General features: G+C 71.6%; 17 protein-coding genes. 9 read left to right on the forward strand and 8 right to left on the reverse strand.

Going from position 1 to position 15,312, the window contains the following annotated elements; all coding sequences use genetic code 11:
* Window positions 1-831, forward strand: a complete 831-nt coding sequence (locus AB0C22_RS24680) for a M23 family metallopeptidase (RefSeq protein WP_357537263.1) — start codon at window positions 1-3, stop codon at window positions 829-831.
* Between the two features lie 137 nt (window positions 832-968).
* On the forward strand, window positions 969-1,139 hold the full coding sequence (locus AB0C22_RS24685) for a hypothetical protein (RefSeq protein WP_208570549.1): 171 nt from the start codon (window positions 969-971) through the stop codon (window positions 1,137-1,139).
* A 160-nt stretch (window positions 1,140-1,299) separates the two neighbouring features.
* On the opposite strand, the gene AB0C22_RS24690 is transcribed toward AB0C22_RS24685, so the two are convergent.
* A complete protein-coding gene (locus AB0C22_RS24690) occupies window positions 1,300-1,665 on the reverse strand; it encodes a nuclear transport factor 2 family protein (protein ID WP_357537265.1) in 366 nt (121 codons plus the stop codon).
* 75 nt (window positions 1,666-1,740) lie between these two features.
* Here AB0C22_RS24690 and AB0C22_RS24695 point away from each other — a divergent pair, with 75 nt between their 5' ends.
* The 3 genes from AB0C22_RS24695 (at window position 1,741) to AB0C22_RS24705 (ending at window position 3,388) form a co-directional block, all read left to right on the forward strand.
* Entirely contained in the window at window positions 1,741-2,106 is a 366-nt protein-coding gene (locus AB0C22_RS24695) for a hypothetical protein (protein ID WP_357537267.1), read from the forward strand.
* Between the two features lie 78 nt (window positions 2,107-2,184).
* On the forward strand, window positions 2,185-2,952 hold the full coding sequence (locus AB0C22_RS24700) for a hypothetical protein (RefSeq protein WP_357537269.1): 768 nt from the start codon (window positions 2,185-2,187) through the stop codon (window positions 2,950-2,952).
* A gap of 82 nt (window positions 2,953-3,034) precedes the next feature.
* Window positions 3,035-3,388: a hypothetical protein gene (locus AB0C22_RS24705; protein ID WP_357537271.1), complete on the forward strand. Its 354-nt coding sequence runs from the start codon at window positions 3,035-3,037 to the stop codon at window positions 3,386-3,388.
* A gap of 46 nt (window positions 3,389-3,434) precedes the next feature.
* On the opposite strand, the gene AB0C22_RS24710 is transcribed toward AB0C22_RS24705, so the two are convergent.
* Window positions 3,435-3,797: a hypothetical protein gene (locus tag AB0C22_RS24710; protein WP_357537273.1), complete on the reverse strand. Its 363-nt coding sequence runs from the start codon at window positions 3,795-3,797 to the stop codon at window positions 3,435-3,437.
* A gap of 503 nt (window positions 3,798-4,300) precedes the next feature.
* On the opposite strand from AB0C22_RS24710, the gene AB0C22_RS24715 reads away from it, so the two are divergent.
* On the forward strand, window positions 4,301-4,951 hold the full coding sequence (locus AB0C22_RS24715; RefSeq protein ID WP_219469873.1) for a DUF4291 domain-containing protein: 651 nt from the start codon (window positions 4,301-4,303) through the stop codon (window positions 4,949-4,951).
* 146 nt (window positions 4,952-5,097) lie between these two features.
* On the opposite strand, the gene AB0C22_RS24720 is transcribed toward AB0C22_RS24715, so the two are convergent.
* Together AB0C22_RS24720 and AB0C22_RS24725 are read right to left on the reverse strand one after the other, a co-directional pair.
* Window positions 5,098-6,624 (reverse strand): hypothetical protein, encoded by a 1,527-nt coding sequence (locus tag AB0C22_RS24720; protein WP_357537275.1) that lies wholly within the window; start codon window positions 6,622-6,624, stop codon window positions 5,098-5,100.
* Window positions 6,621-7,157, reverse strand: a complete 537-nt coding sequence (locus AB0C22_RS24725; protein WP_219460389.1) for a hypothetical protein — start codon at window positions 7,155-7,157, stop codon at window positions 6,621-6,623. Before AB0C22_RS24725 ends, AB0C22_RS24720 begins: the two co-directional genes overlap by 4 nt.
* A gap of 379 nt (window positions 7,158-7,536) precedes the next feature.
* On the opposite strand from AB0C22_RS24725, the gene AB0C22_RS24730 reads away from it, so the two are divergent.
* Window positions 7,537-8,424, forward strand: a complete 888-nt coding sequence (locus AB0C22_RS24730; RefSeq protein WP_219460386.1) for a macro domain-containing protein — start codon at window positions 7,537-7,539, stop codon at window positions 8,422-8,424.
* 29 nt (window positions 8,425-8,453) lie between these two features.
* Here the strand turns inward: AB0C22_RS24730 and AB0C22_RS24735 are convergent, their stop codons facing one another.
* Window positions 8,454-10,028: a hypothetical protein gene (locus tag AB0C22_RS24735; RefSeq protein WP_219460383.1), complete on the reverse strand. Its 1,575-nt coding sequence runs from the start codon at window positions 10,026-10,028 to the stop codon at window positions 8,454-8,456.
* A gap of 26 nt (window positions 10,029-10,054) precedes the next feature.
* Here AB0C22_RS24735 and AB0C22_RS24740 point away from each other — a divergent pair, with 26 nt between their 5' ends.
* Window positions 10,055-11,572, forward strand: a complete 1,518-nt coding sequence (locus AB0C22_RS24740) for a hypothetical protein (RefSeq protein WP_357537279.1) — start codon at window positions 10,055-10,057, stop codon at window positions 11,570-11,572.
* Complete coding sequence (locus AB0C22_RS24745) at window positions 11,569-12,759, forward strand: nucleotide-binding protein (RefSeq protein WP_219460379.1); 1,191 nt, start codon at window positions 11,569-11,571, stop codon at window positions 12,757-12,759. The genes AB0C22_RS24740 and AB0C22_RS24745 overlap by 4 nt, the downstream gene beginning before the upstream one ends.
* Before the next feature lie 164 nt (window positions 12,760-12,923).
* Here the strand turns inward: AB0C22_RS24745 and AB0C22_RS24750 are convergent, their stop codons facing one another.
* From AB0C22_RS24750 to AB0C22_RS24760, 3 genes are all read right to left on the reverse strand, one after another.
* Window positions 12,924-13,742: an alpha/beta hydrolase gene (locus AB0C22_RS24750; protein WP_357537282.1), complete on the reverse strand. Its 819-nt coding sequence runs from the start codon at window positions 13,740-13,742 to the stop codon at window positions 12,924-12,926.
* Between the two features lie 19 nt (window positions 13,743-13,761).
* Window positions 13,762-14,331, reverse strand: coding sequence for a DJ-1/PfpI family protein (locus AB0C22_RS24755; RefSeq protein ID WP_357537284.1), 570 nt, complete (start codon window positions 14,329-14,331; stop codon window positions 13,762-13,764).
* Between the two features lie 93 nt (window positions 14,332-14,424).
* Window positions 14,425-15,168: a GntR family transcriptional regulator gene (locus AB0C22_RS24760; RefSeq protein WP_208570274.1), complete on the reverse strand. Its 744-nt coding sequence runs from the start codon at window positions 15,166-15,168 to the stop codon at window positions 14,425-14,427.
* Between the last annotated feature and the right edge of the window lie 144 nt (window positions 15,169-15,312).

Consider the following 15,312-nt stretch of genomic DNA (forward strand, 5'->3'; position numbering starts at 1 on the left):
ATGATCCTCAGTGGTGAGCCGCACCCTGACCCGCCGCGGAGCGCCGGGGCCGGCGCTCCGCGGCCCGAGGATCTCGGTGGCGTCGCCTATCTGCGGGGGCTGTCGAGGCGGGGCTTCATCACGGGGGCCGCGTTGGCGGCATCCGGGCTGTCGGCCGCCTTCGCACTGCTGCCCGACTCCGCCCGGGCTGCTGGCGGCTACCTGCGACCGTGCGGAAACGTCCGGATTTCCAGCTCCTGGCAGGACCACCGCAACCGGACGCCGCCCTCGGGTGAGCCGGGCACCGACTACGCGGTCGGCACCGGCACTCCCGTCATGGCCGCGGCGAACGGCACGATCCGCTTCGTGAAGACCGACACCGCCACCGGGACCGGGCGCGTCGTGGGAATGGCCCACGACGACGGCAACTACAGCCGGCACCTGCACCTGTCGACGATCACCGTCTCCGTCGGTCAACGTGTGTCACGAGGCCAGCCGATCGCGTACTCCGGCTCCTCGGCGAACGGCAGTGACCATGGTGTCGGACCGCACGTGCACACGAGTCTCTGGCTGAACACCGCAAGCCCGACGAACTTCTCCGCGACGGTGGACTTCGAGAACCACGTCGGAGACGTCGCCAACCCGAACCCGCCGGACCAGGAGGTAGACGAGGTGTTCATCGCGAACGTGAAAGGTAGCTGGTACCTCATAGTCCCCCAGGGGACCGGTAAGCCGCGGGCGGTGGTCCTGGGTGGCGACAGCAACGCCGCCGCCGCCGGCCTTCCGGTGCTGAACTTCAGCTGGGATCCGTCGATCAACGCGCTCCGGGCCGCGGTCGACGGCATCGGCTGAGCTGGCCCGGGATCTCCTCCGGTCACCGGCCGTCCGCCCGCGCCGCCGTCGTCCCCGCCGAAGGCGGACCGGGGCGACCATGAAGGGTGGGCCGAGGCAAGTGGGTGCCCGATGCGACCATGGCGGATAATTGCCCGATGACAAATCCAGACCTCGACCCCGACGTCTACCCACCCCTGGACCCCGGTGAGCCGGTGCCGGACGACGCCGGCGAGCTTCTCCCCGATACGCCCGGTGAGCTGCCGGAGGCACCGGTCGAGCCGATGCCCGACGACGGCGAGCCGGGCGGCGTGCCCGAGCCGGCCTGACGGCGAACGCGGACGGGCCGGCCGCTCGTGCGGGCCTCCACCGGCCGCCGCCGGCCACGTCCCGGTCGCCTTCGGTCACGTCCCGGTCGGCGCGGGCGACGGTCGGGGGCCGCAGACGTGATGTCGACGCCCCCCGCCGCCGCGCCGACGGGGGCGGCGGTCAGCGGCTCCGACCGGTGGGACCGCGCCGCCACCCTTCGAGCTTCCCAGGGTTACGGACCACCCACACGTGACTGATCCGGCCCGGGCCGGTCGCGGGGAGGGCAAGCACGGCCAGGATGTGGCCCTGCCGGTCGGTGGCGACCAGGCCCGGCTCGCCGTTGACGAGTTCCTCGTCGACGACCAGGTCGGGTTGCCGGTTCCACACGCTCAGCAGGAAGCCGGCGATCGCCTGCGGCCCGTGCAGCGGCACCAGAGATGCGGAGACGAGGCCACCACCGTCGGTGATCGCGGTGGCGTCCGGGTCGAGCACGCCGACCAGAGCGGCGAGGTCGCCGGTCTGCCAGGCGGTCCGGAACGCCCGCACGGCCGCGGCGTGCTCGGCCGGGCGCACCGGCGTACGGCGTTGCTCACGGACGCGACGCCGGGCCGAGGAGGCGAGTTGCCGACACGCGGCCGGGGTGCGGCCGACGATGTCGGCGATTCCGGGGTAGCTGAACCGGAGCTCGGTGGAGGATTTCCGCCGGGTACGGCCCGTACGGCTGCGTCGGCAGATCGTCCTTCGCCGAGCAGGACCGCCTGGCAGCTGCGACCGGGCGAGGCCACCGGGACGCTACGTCACCTCGCCGGCCTCGCCGACGAACTCCGCGACCTCGAACGACACCTGACCGCGTGCCTGGCCTGCTTCGCCGGCTACCACGACCGGGTCACCCGGGCGCTCACCCGGGCCGGCGACGATCCGGCGTGGATCACCGGCGTGCAGGTCGACTCGTGCACCACGTCTGGTTCGAGCTCCACGAGGACCTGATCGCCACCCTACGCATCACCCGCTGACCGCACCACGCATCGACTCCCGCAACTGGCGCGGGGCTGGGACACTGCGCCCATGAGTCAGGGTGTGCCCGGCGTGTCGTCCGGCCGGTGGTGGGGAGCGTTACGGATCGCCCTGGTCCTGCTGTGGCTGCTCGGGGCGGCGACGACGTGGTGGACCGCTCCGCGCCAGCAGGGCTACGACCGGGCCAGGGCGGACGCGGTCGCGGGCCGGGTGGTCGCGTACCAGTGGGGTGACCGGTGGCAGGTGGACCGTTCGCCACCCTGGTTCGGCTCCGCCACCCTGTGGGGCTCCGGCACCTCCGGGCCGCTGTTCGCGTGGAGAACACCCGACGGGCGGGTGCACTGGACGAACACCGACCGGTTCGGACAGGTGAGCACCACCGGGACCGTCGAGCAGGAGAGCTACTCGGGACCCGGTGCCGTCGGTATCGCGCAGCAGCTGCGGGTCGCCGGGCTCGAACACCGCGCCGGTGGCGTCCACTCATCGATGACCGTCGTCAGCGGGACCGACCTCCTCGTCGCAGTCGTCGCGCTCGTCGTCGTCGCCGCCGGCCCGGCTCCGGTCCGGGGCACCCGGTGGTTCTGGTTCTGGCTGATCTGCCTCGCCCCGTACGGCCTCGGACTGCTGTTCTGGATGGCCCGGGACCACCCGTGGTCGAGGTCCGCGGCGGCGGTGACCACGCGGAGCCCGACGTACCCACGGGACCGGGGCGTGCTCGGCTTCGGCGTCGGCGCCCTCGCGTCGGTTCTGATCGGTGCCGTGCTGCTGGTCCTGCATCAGTCACTGGGTGACTGGTGGGTGCCGCGACCGGACGCCTAGCAGCACGCGGTCTCCCCGCGTGCCGACCGGGGACGGGCCCGAACGGTCCTCGGGTGCGACCGGGGTGCGGGACAATACTCCCATGACCTCTACCGGATCGTCGCGGCTGTCGTTGTGGTCCACCGACTCGGTGCTGTCGATCGGGTCGCGGGGCTCGGTGCTGTCCATCGGCAGCGTCGGCTCGATCGCCTCCGTCGGCAGCGTCGGCTCCGCCGGATCGGTCCTGTCCATCGGGTCGGCACTCTCGGTCGGGTCGGCCCTGGCGTGGCGGTCCCGCTGGTCGCTGCTGGCCGACCGTTCCTCGGGGGCCGCGATGGGTTCCCGCGAGAGCGCCCGCACGCTGGTCGGTCCGACGGCGACGGTGGCGGCCGTGGCGTTGGCCGCCTACGCCGGCTACCTCCTGACGCGCAGCCGCCATCCGGGTGAGGGTCGTTGAGGGCGGACGCGGCAGGGGTGCCGGGGGAAGGTGGCGCACGGCACCTTCAGCAGTTGCCGGGCTTGTCGTTGCGTGTCACGGCGGTCCAGGTGAGCAGCTGGCCGGGCACCACCGTGACCAGGTAGGGGCTGCCGTCGGACTGCTTGAGCGTCTTCGCGTACGCGTCGCTGACGGCGTAGACGTGCAGTTCGAAGCTCTGTCCCGGTGACCTGTCGTCGCCGACCACGACGCGGTTCGCCTGCCAGGTGTGCGGGGTGGGGAAGTGGAGCGGTTGTTCGTAGAAGTAGCCCTGGACACCGGCCGGGCGCACGAAGATCACGGCGGTTCGTCCCGCTGCCGGCTCGTCCCCCGTGCCGGAGACGTCCGAGCAGTTCGGCACGACCGTCGCACTCGTGATCGCGAAGCGCACCGACGGGGTCCTGGACGGTGTCGGAGCCGTCGTGGGGGGCTTCCGGGTGGGGGGTGGACTGCTCCGTGTCGGCGGTGGAGTCGGCGTCTCCGGTCCGGCCGATGCGTCAGGGGTCGGCGTCCCTGGTGGAGACGGCGTCGGAGCCGGCGGTGAAGTCTGGCCGATCGACGACTCGGAACCCGACTGGCTCTCCTTGCCGGGTGTGCGGTAGGTCGGCATGGCCGCCACGACCCCCACGATCAGCGTGACCAGCGCGCCGAGCGCCGTCACCAGCACGCCGAGCGCAGCCACCTGCTCGGCAGACCTCAGCGTTCGCCACCATCGCCGCATCCGTACCCTCCTCGATCAGCCGACGCGGACTTTCAGTACACCGGGTGCGAGCAACAGACACTGTCCATCGGGGAGGTGGTCGACGCGACAGCCCGGTCCGTGGTGGATCGTGCGGCTCGGTGCAGGGGCGAATCCGGTGGACCTGTCGGTTCCTGATCGTCGAGGATCGGCGGATGTCCGTACCCGTACGTCAGATCCGTGCTCGCTACTCGACCACGACGATCACCGTGTACCAGGCGTACCCGCCGCAGATCGCGCTGCCGGCGGTGTCCGCCGGACGTTTCGTGGCCCCCTTCAAACGGGACCGGATGACGTGGATCAAACCGTCGTTCCTGTGGATGATGTACCGCTGCGGCTGGGCCACCAAGCCCGGGCAGGAACGCGTGCTGTCCATCGAGATCACCCGGGCGGGTTTCGAGTGGGCGCTGGCACACGCCTGCCTGAGCCACTACGACCGTGACCTGCACGGCGACGCGGCGACCTGGGCGCAGCAGGTGAAGACCAGCCCGGTCCGGGTGCAGTGGGACCCGGAGCGGTCGCTGCGTCTGGCCGCGTTGCCGTACCGGTCGCTACAGGTCGGGCTGTCCTGCGAGGCCGTCCACCGGTACGTCGACGACTGGATCGTCGCCGTCGAGGACGTCACCCCCGCCGTCGAGCAGATCCGGGACCTGCTGCGCCGGGGTGACGAGCAGGCAGCGGCAGCACGCCTGCCCGCCGAGCGCGGCTATCCGCTCCCGGACCGGATCGCCGTCGGCCTCGCGGCCAGCCCCGATGTCGCCGCTGCGCCGGGAGTCCCGCTCGACGGCACCGCCAGGGGCAACTGACGCCCTGCGGCCTGGCCGCAGCAGATCACCCGCCGACGTTCCGGCGGCTTCGACCGCCGCCGCACCGTGCTCCCCTGGCCCGGGGCGCACGGTGCTCCACCGCGGGCCCGGACCGCCGCCGACGGGCGCCAGGCGTCACGTCCGGCTCAGGGCGGAAAACCCGGCGGCCGGGGCCACTGCTCCGCCTCCGGGTCGGGCCGGTAGCCCGGTGGCGGCTGCCCGGCGTGTGGGCGTACCGAGGACGGCGGCGCGGCGGACGGGCCCGGACCGTGCGCCCCGGCGGCGGGTGGAACGGTGACCCCGGCCACGGGTGGAGCGCCGCCCGGTGGGGGCGCAGCCGCGACGCCGACCACGGGCCGGGCCACGCCGGGCTCGGCCGGGACACCCGGCGCGTCCATCGGTGGGGTGGCAGGCCGCGCCGCTGGTGGCCGGTGGCCGGTGGGCTGCGGCCCCGGGAGCGCCGGTACGGCAACCCGGGGCCGCCAGACCTGCTCCCCGCCGATCAGGCTGCGGAAGTCGAACTGACACTTCGGGCAGGTGCGCAGTGCGGTCTCGGCGCGGCGGTCACCGCACTTCTGGCAGTAGGTCACCACCGTCTCGTCGGCGTCCATCCCCTGGCAGCGGGGGCAGGCGAACTTGGGGCCCTTGTTGTTGAGCTGCACCAGCCGGCCGGCGAGCACGTAGGGCGTGACCAGCCCGCCGATGCTGCTGGCCAGGTCCCGGGTTCGTCGAGTGCGCTCCTGCATGCGTTCCATCTCGGGGTTGGCGACCTTCTCCAGCCGGCAGGTGGTGCAGGTGCGCAGGGTCCGCACCGGCAGCAGTCCACGTAGCCGGGCCTGCTGGTGCAGGAAGGTCACCGCCGGCACGTCCGCCGGCTCGACGGTGATCCGGTCGGCCCCGCCCGCCGCGAGGCGTTCCTCGACCCGGAACACCAGCGACTGCACCTGCCCGACGAGCTTCGGCGGCATACCGCCCGGCCGGCTGACGATCAGCGTGCCGACCATCAGCATGCCGTCGGCCAGGTTGGCAGGGACCTCGGCAACGGCATCGGCCGTCTCGAAGGTGAAGGTCGCGCCGCCGGTACGGGTGACGACCGCCTGCCGGTGCGCCTGCCCGTCGCCGTCGAGCAGCCGGCCCGCGTGCCGGGACAGTGCCGCCTGCGCGCGGTTGGCCAGGCCGGCGGCGTGCTGCATCATCGCCACGTCACCCGGGCCCGTCTGCCGCCACCATGGGCTGAACGAGGTGGCCGCCGCCGGGTCGAGCCGACCGAGTACGGCGTCGAAGGCGCTCAGCACGGACTCGAAGAGACCGACGTACACCGAGGTCACGCCCCAGTTCCGCCCCAGCCGGCCCGGCCATCGGTCGACCAGCAGCACGCCCACCAGTGCCCCTGGGCCGTCGGCCTCCAGGGTGATGCGCAGCTGTACCGGCACCTGGGTCGGCGAGAGGGTGACGCCACCGAGGCGGGAGCCGCGTACCGCCTCCAGCAGGCTGAGCTGCTCGGTCTTCAGCTCGAAGGCGAGTTCACGGAGACTGCGCAGCAGTTGCTGGCGGGCCACGCTCGGCGGGGCGCCGAGCCGTCGTTGCGCGCCGGCCGCCAGCCGGCCGGGCTCCAGCCCGGCCGCGACGACCGGCGGCACGGCTCCGGGTCCACCGGTGTCAGCCCAGCTCATTCCGCTACGTCGTAGGAGACGCTGGTGTCGAAGCTGGACCCGGTGGCGTCGTAGCCCCCGGCGTCGTAGGAGGTGTCGTACGACGTGCTGGCGTCGTAGGAGGTCGCGTCGTACGTGCTGGTGTCGTAGGAGGTGCTGGTGTCGGTGCCGCTGGTGGCCCAGTCGACCTCGGCGGCTGCGGTCTCCACGTGGTCCACGACGGCGTCGGAGTAGTCGGCGGAGACCGTGTAGTTGTTCTCGGCGATGTCGGCGTGGTCGGCCGCCCGCGCCATGGCGCTCTCGGCGACGTCGATGTTGCCGGCGGCGGCGTTCTCCACGGCGTAGTCGGCCCAGTCCTGGGCGGAGTCGGCCCAGTCGTCACCGCTGTCCGCGTGCCAGTTCGACCAGTCCTGGTCGCCGACCGCGCCGCTGATCTCACTTTCCACGATGGACGCCGAGGGTTCCGGTAGCGCCACCACCGCCTCGGTCGGGGTGGTGTCCCCGATCGGCGTGTCGGTGGTCAGGAAGTCGCCCCAGTCCGAGTCGGCACTCATGCTCTGATTCCCCATATTTCGATGAACGTTTGCGGTAGGCGGTCGTCGGCCGAGCGCTCCGGCCGACGACCAGAACTGTCCCACGATCGCGACCGGGGCCGCGCGCTCGCCGCGACGGGGGGTGGACGTGTCGGCCGAGGTCACGGTGGTTTCCGGCCGTTGCGGCGGCGACGGTGTCTAGATGCCGACAGAGACTTCACCGCACCGGTGCCCGTTGCCGGGGCCGGCGAGCCGGGTCGAAGACGACTGGTCTCCTACGGTGCACCATCGACTGAACGGTGCCCCTGGTTTCGGCTCCGCCGGTCCGGCCTCCCGTGCCATGGCGGCCCCAGCGACCACGGCAGGGCAACCGTTGGTGCGAGCTGAACACAATGTCATCATGAAGAACCTCTCGGTTGTCGGCCCGGCTTGTGCCAGCCGCGCGATCTTCCGCACCCGCCGTGGACTACGCACCCTGCTCGCTCACTTTCTCGCGGCCGTCGGCCTGGTGTCGGCAGTGGTGCAGTTCCTCGGGCAGATGTTCTTCAACCAGGCATTCCCGGCGCCAGTCGCCGTCACGGCCGTCACTCTTTTCTGCTGCTTCGCCTGGGCTGTCGCCCAGGCCTATCCCCGCTCCCGGATCGAGCGCGAGTTCAGCACGCCGGACACCACGGTCCGGGTCGAGGTCGGTGACCTGTTCGAGCAGGAGACCCACCTCGTGGTCGGCTTCACCGACACCTTCGACACGGCGGTGGGCGACGACCGCATCATCAGTGGTGCCGCCGTGCAGGGGCAGCTTCTGCACCGGCGCTACGGTGACGACCAGCGGCGTCTCGACCAGGAACTGGCAGCCGCCCTGCGGCGTGCGGCACCGATCGCGACAGAGCCACCCGGGAGCAAGCCCGGCAAGCGCAAACGGTACCCGATCGGCACAGTTGCCGTCGCCGGCCGGCCGGGGCAGCAGATCTTCGCCGTGGCGTACAGCCGTCTCGGCAACGACCTCGTACCACGCTCGTCAGTGGACGATATGTGGGTCAGCCTGAACCGGCTCTGGGACGCCGTCTACGAGCGCGCCGAACGACGCCCGCTCGCGATGCCCATCATCGGTTCGGGGCTGGCGCGCATCGATCAGCTCGACCGCGAGTCCCTACTGAAATTGATTCTCATCTCTTTCCTGGCGCGGTCCCGAAAGACGCCGATCTGCCGGGAGCTACGCATCATCGTTCATCCCGACGACCTGCACTCCGTGAATCTTCTTGAGGTCCGGGCCTTTCTCCGGGCTCTGTGACCGGGGGACGGCGGTCGAAGGCCCGGACGTCAGGTCGGGCCCCCCTGTTTGAGCAGGTGCCAGGCGTTCAGGACGAAGTCCACAGCGAAGCCGGTCGCCGCCGGGTGCTCCTCCAGCAGCGTCGGCTCCAGCACGACCTGCCCGGGGTGGCGGCGGCGGAGGCGGTCGGTGAGCAGATACATGCCTGCCGGGGTGCCGATGCACAGGAATCGGAACGGGTGGTTGCGGGTGACTGCGAGCATCAGCAAGGTGACGTCGCCGATGTCGCGGGTTGCCGTGCGGACCAGGATCCCGCTGGCCGTCCACTGCGCGACATGCCGCTCCACCGGCAGGTCCATCAACACGAACACCGGCTCGACGGTTTGCAGCATTGCCAGCAGGTCACCGTGCCGGGCCAGCGTGTGATGGGTGGTCAGGGCCAGTAGCGGCCGGTTCGCCACCATGCCCTGGCACTGCGTCGGCGTAGCCCCGTCAGGCAGTAGCCCGAGCCGGATCGTGGCACCGCTCACGCTGGCGATCGCGGCGAACCGCTCCGGCACGGCCTGCTCGCCGAACGTGAACTGGCCCTTCGCCACGGCGCCGTCCAGCCAGAGCCCACAGACATGGTCCTCGCCGCCGGCCGACTCCGCGACGGAGGCGAACTCGGCGGTCAGCGGCGCCCGGAGCAGAACCCGCTGCCGGTGCAGTTCGAGCCCGTCCTCGTGCGCCGCCAGACGCTCCCGGGCCACCGTGATCAACGCAGCTGTCTCCGGGTCGACCTCGGCGACGGCGTCCCGGTACGCGGTGGCCAGCGCGGACTGCTGGTGGGACCCGACCGAGCCGAGGCCGGCCCGGTCCAGGACCTCGCACACATGGGCGTGGCATCGGGGACCGAGGACCTCCTCCTCGAACTGGCGCAGCCGCTCGAATCCCGGCGAGCCGGCCCTCGGACGTGCCGCGCCGTCGTCACCGCCCCGTTCCGGGAACTCGGCGCGCACCGCCGCGAACAGTTGTGTCCAGGACTGCGGCCCGCCTGTCTGCTCGAACACCGCCAGACGCCGGTCCGGGCTGTCCCGGCCAGCCGCCACGTCGTCACTGGCGAGTTGGCGGAACCCGCGGTGCACCAGGTCGAGTGACATCGCAGGGCGCATGCAGACTCGCAGCACCGCGTCGATGGCGCTGATCCGAAACTGCCAGGGCCAGTCGCCCGCCACGTCGACGAGGGCAAGCCCTCGATCCAGGTACGCCAGGTACTCGCGGTTACCGACCAGCAGTTCGCGTGCGGCGTCGACACCGGTCACGATGGCGGAGAGCGTCGTCGCGTACGTCTCGTGGCTGTCTCTCGACTGGTCGACCAGACGCAGAAAGACCTCGCGCAGCGTGTGCCGCCGGAATCCGGAGCGGGCTAGAATTCCCGCACCGGTCGCCAGCAGCCCCCATCCGGACGACCGTTGCAACTCGTGATGGAGCGCCTCGTGCAACTCTGTCATGGACACCTGGGCCGGCCCGGTCAGGCTTCCCATCGTCAGGGCCCAACTGTCCGACCCGTCGTAGGCGCCGTACTGATCGAAGCGAAGGACATCGGAGAGGTGATCTCGTCCGCAGCTCAGGGTTTCGCCGGCCATGTACCGATGATGCACCTTGGTGACCGGTGATCCCCCAGACCTTCGCCTGTTCGCGGGACGGCCTGGCCGCCGTGCTGCTCGGCGGGTACGACGGTGCGGGATCGTGGTCGATCGCCGCGCCCCAGATCCGCGGTGACGACGAACAACTGCTGGTCGAGACCCACGAGGGACTCCACCACGAGCTACAGAGTTCCACCGGCTACGGACTGGTCGCCGCGCTGTCCGCCCGGCTGTCCGGGCGGGGGGTGTCCCGCTACCGGCTCCGCGAGGTGTTTCACGAGATGGTCGTCCGGTCCCGGCAGGTCCACGAGGTGTTCGCTACCACCCTGGCGGCCGGCGTGGTCGGCGTCGATCTCACCCGGCGGCTGTTGTCCGACAACACCGACTACACAGGACACCTGGAGACCGGCCTGCGACTCGCCGGTCCCGGCGTGCCCGAGCCTCAGCGGGCCACGGTCGCGGCCGCGGTGCTGCGCTGCTGCATGGCGCCTGCCGGCGTCTCGACCCTGATCTCCAGCGGGTTCCGCCGCCTCTCCCGGGAGCACCTGGCGGCAGACGACCTCACCCCGGACGTCCGGCTGGATCGGTTCCGCGCCGCCCGCGCCGGTCCTGAGCTCGGCCGGATGGTGCGGGACCTGGCTGGCGCTCCGGAGGGGGAGCTGATGCGGGCCACGTACGAGCACGCGCGGCACGTCCTGGACCGGGTCGGCCTGCCGTCGGTCGCGTGGGCTGACCAGGCTGAGGTGGCCGAGGCGCTGCGGGCTGCGGTCGGCGCAGTGGACACCGACCTGGCGGCCCGGCTGAACATCGTGACCGGACGGCGTCCGCTGCTCGACGACGGCCTCGAATACGACCGGCAGAAGGTCGTCCTGCGCGATCGGCTGCCCGCCGAGGTCAGCATCCTGACCGATGCCGAGCAGGCCAGCCGGTCCTTTGGTGGGTCATTCGTCTGCGCCGTCTGGATGAGACGAGACGTACTGGCCAAACAGTTCCGGCTTCCGGCGACGCCTCCGTTGCCCGATCTGGTGGCGGCTCTGATCGACGGCGGTGGAACGGAGCCGGTCGTACGGCTCGGACTGCTGCCGGACGGCATGACACCCGGTGAGGTGCAGACGTGGCTCGGACCGGTGCCGGTCGTGGCGCTGACCACCCACCTCACGCTCGCCGTCCCGGAGGCCGACGCGCTGCTGCGGCGGTCCTCGCCGGTCCTCGTGTTGATGGATCTTCCGGTAGCTTGGCACGTAGCCGACTGGCTCAGGCAGGGCGCCACCGTCCGGCTGGCGCCGACGCCGCTCGACTCGCCGTTCGGTGGCGTCGAGCTGTGGTTGGCGGTGTTCGCGATCGACCGCCGACCCGGGCTTCGTTTCCTCGCGGTGGGAGGCAAGGTGGGAGTGTCGGTACTGGTGGAGCGGCTCCGGCAACGGCATGGTGAGCGGTTGGTGATCGACGGCGCGCTCCTGAGCACTGAGGCGAGCGTCGTTAACGCCGTTCTCACCAGGGTCTTCGACACCTGGCACGTGTTCGACCAGGACGCTGTCGAGTGACCGCCCGCTCCTGGCCACTGGCCCTGCTCGGCGCGACGGAGCCAACCGTCGATGGCACGGTGCCGGTGGACGCCGCATCGGTCAACCGGCTCGGCGACACCCTCGGTCTCGATCCGGACGACACCCGCGTGTGGATGCGCGGACTGATCGAGCAGGAGCATCCGCTGGCGGCGTTCGAGATGCGGTCGGGGGCTTGGCGCGTCAACCTTCTCCCGGCGGTCGCCGTCTCGGCGGTGACCGGGCTGGTCGGCGCGGCGGTGCTCCAACTGCTGGACGTCGGCTCGCTGCCCGGGGTACTGCTCGGCCTGGCCGCCGGGGCGCTGCTGCACGTCGAGCAGGTCGAGGTCGCCGAGGCTGACGTGGTCGTGCACGCCCGGCTGTGCGCGGCGGCGGCCAGCGGCGACCCGCAGAGCGTGGCGGCCCTGTACGCAGCGCTGCCCGCAGATGTCCGGGACGAGTTGACGCTGACCGAGTTCGCGGCGGTGGCGCTGCGCCTGCACGAAATCGGCCTGGTCGAATGGACCGGCACCGGCGTCAACCTCCGCGCGGCGAACGCCCGACGCGGATTCCGGTTGGTCGCCCGTGCCCCTTCGGCAGCCGCGATGTCGGCGGCGTTACCCGACGCCCCGGACACCTCCCACGAGCACCGTCAGCGGGTCTTCGTCGTCCACGGCCGCGACGACGCCTTCGTCGGGCGGATGTTCGAGCTGCTCAGCCTCCTCGGCCTGCGCCCGATGGAATGGGAGTCGCTGGTCGCGGCGGCAGACCGGGGACCCGCACCGGTCCTACACGAGGTGATCCGCGAAGGGCTGTCCCGGGCGCAGGCCGTGGTCGTGCTGCTGACCCCGGACGACGTGGTCCACCTACATCCCAATCTGCGTCGCGATCAGGAGGACGGCCACGAACTGACCCCGGCCGGTCAGCCCCGACCCAACGTCCTGATCGAGCTGGGCGGCGCCCTGTACGGTTTCGCCGACCGGACGGTCATCGTCCGGGCCGGGGCGATCCGGCCGATCGCCGATCTCGGCGGGATCAACTACATCGACTTCGACGGCCGCGAGCCGTCCCGGGCGAAACTCGTGGAGCGGCTTCGCCGGGCCGGTTGCGTCGTCGACGACCGGGGCACCGAGTGGCGGCGTCCGACCCGGTTCGAAGGGCTCGACACCTTCACCCGCCGCCCGGCCTGACCGGCACACCGGCACCCTGTTGCCGGGTCCGGAGGCCGGTCGTTTGCGCACGACGATGCGACATCGGTGATCCCGGTGGCACCTCAGGCTGTGCGCGGCGGCACCCGGCAGGGGCCGCGTCATCTGCCCGCCGGGGCGGGGGACCTGCCGCGGCGGCCGGCGCGTTACGTCCGGTCCGGGTTGAGGAAGCACGACAGCAGGTGCCGGAACTCGTGCGGGTGCTCGATCGCCGGCACGTGTCCGCAGCGATCGAACACGTGCAGACGCACGTCGGTCAGGTGGTCGAGCAGGGGTCGGGTCGCCGTCGCGAGCGGGGTGACCCGGTCATCGGCACCGTGGACGAGCAGGACGGGCGCGCGGATCGCGGCCAGCGTCCGCGCCCCGAGGGTGAGGTCGTCGACCCAGCGCGCCCGGGGCGGCGGGAACAACGCCGCGTACGCGGCGGCTCCCGCCCGCATCGCGTCCGCGCGGGCGGCGACGGCCGCGTCGGTCACCAGCGTCTGGTCGAGGAAGAGTCGACTGAGCATGTCCCGTGCCCCGACGGGGCCGGTGGGGGCGGCCCAGAGCGCGTCGAGGTCGGCCGACAGCGGTGCCCCGGGGGCACCCATCGTCGAGACCGCCACGACCCGGGTGACCTGCCGGGGGTACGCGGCCGCCAGGGCCAGCGCCACGGCCCCGCCCATGGAGTGGCCCACCACGGCGTAGTGCTCGATACCGAGCGCATCCATCAGTCCAGCGGCCTGCCGGGTCCACAGCCGGAGTCCACCCCGGGAGCCCGCCGGGACGGGGGTGCCGCCGAACCCGGCCTGGTCAGGGGCGAGCACGCGCCAGGACGGGCCCAGGGCCTGGGCCGTCGCCGCCCAGGCTCCGGACCCGGTCGTGCCGGGTCCGGAGCCGTGCAGCATCAGCACCGCCGGCCCGACGCCACTGTCGAAGACGTGGACGGGAGAGCCGTCGACGGTGACCGTCCGCGGTGTCGTCATCGGGACGGGCCGGGTGCGCTCACGCCGAGGGCGAGTCGACGGACTTCGCGAAGAGTTCCATCATCGCCCGGCCGAACTGCGGCATGTCGGGCCATCCCCGGCAGGAGACGAGGTTGCCGTCGACGACGTCGGGCGCGTCGATGACGGTCGCGCCCGCGTTCTCCATGTCACCGGTGATGGGCGGGAAGCAGGCCGTCTTGCGGCCCTTGAGCAGCCCGTACACCGCGGGGACCTGCGCGCCGTGGCAGACCAGCGCGACGGGGAGGTTGCGGGCGAAGAAGTGTTCGGTGATGCGGCGGACGTCGGCGTCGACCCGGATCCACTCGGGTGCCCGTCCGCCGGGGATGATCAGGGCGTCGTAGCGTTCGACGTCGACCTCGGCCCAGGGCACGTCGACCGGCAGTTTCCTGCCGTTCTTCTCCACATAGGCGTCGGAGTTGGGGTCGAACTCGTGGATGACCAGTTGCACGTCACGTAGCGTGCGTGACGCGACGTCGACGTCCCAGCCGCCCTCCTGCACGCGGTAGTAGGGGTACATGGTGTCGAGTTCCTCGGCGGCGTCGCCGGTCAGGAGCAGCGCTCTGGGCATCTGCTTCTCCTCGCAATGTGGTGGCGGTGAGGTGGACGCGATCCAATCCGATCCAATCCGATTGAGCTAGCATTCCTCCGCCCCGCCCGCCCGTCAAGCCTGCACGGCCATCGCCTCCGCGCCTTCGATCTCGTCGAACAGCCGCCGGAAACGCTCGCCGGAGCGCAGGATGTGCCGACGCATCGCATAGGCGGCGGCGTCGGGGTCCCGCGCGGCGATCGCCGCCACCACGTCCTCGTGCTCGGCCATGGCCAGGTGGGTGACCTGGGTGTCGTGGTGCAGCCGGAACAGGTGCACGTGGCTGTGCAGCCGGGCGAGCGACTCCCGGATGACCTGGTTCTCCGCGCTCTGCGCGACGAGATCGTGGAAGGCGGCGTCGCGCAGCCCGAACGCGCCGTAGGCGGCGGGTCCACTGCCACCCTCCAGCTCCGCCATCTCCTCCAGCATCCGCCGCAGGCCGGCGACCTGCGCCAGGGTGGCACGTTCGGCGGATCTGCGCGCCGCCGCCGGTTCGAGCAGCAGGCGGACCTCGAGCATGTCCTCGAAGCGGTGCCGGGTGATCTGGGGCGGGATGCGGTAGCCGGCGTGGGGCACCCGCACGACCAGCCCCTCGGCCTCCATCCGGTTCAGCGCGTCCCGGATCGGCGTCTGCGAGACCCCCAACTCGCGCGCCAGGACGTCGATCGTGACGCGGGAGCCGGGCTCGATCCGGAGCGACATCAGCTGTCCGAGCAGCGTGTCGTACACCTCGTCGGCAAGGCGGCCGCCAGCTCGTCCCGGCGACGTTGCGCCCGGCACGACCCTACGGCCCCGCGCGGCCGTCGCTTCGTCGTCCATCGTGACGTGGGGTCCTCTCTTGCGCCTGCGGGAACCTGTTGACATCAGTCACGACGCTGCGACATGCTGACGCCCCCCACCCGATCGTATAGGAAACGTGACGGACGCCCGTCATCCTGCACCGTCGCCGTAACGCCTGCCATC

Origin of the sequence: Micromonospora sp. NPDC048894, assembly GCF_040649765.1 — a bacterium.
GTDB lineage: Bacteria > Actinomycetota > Actinomycetes > Mycobacteriales > Micromonosporaceae > Micromonospora > Micromonospora antibiotica.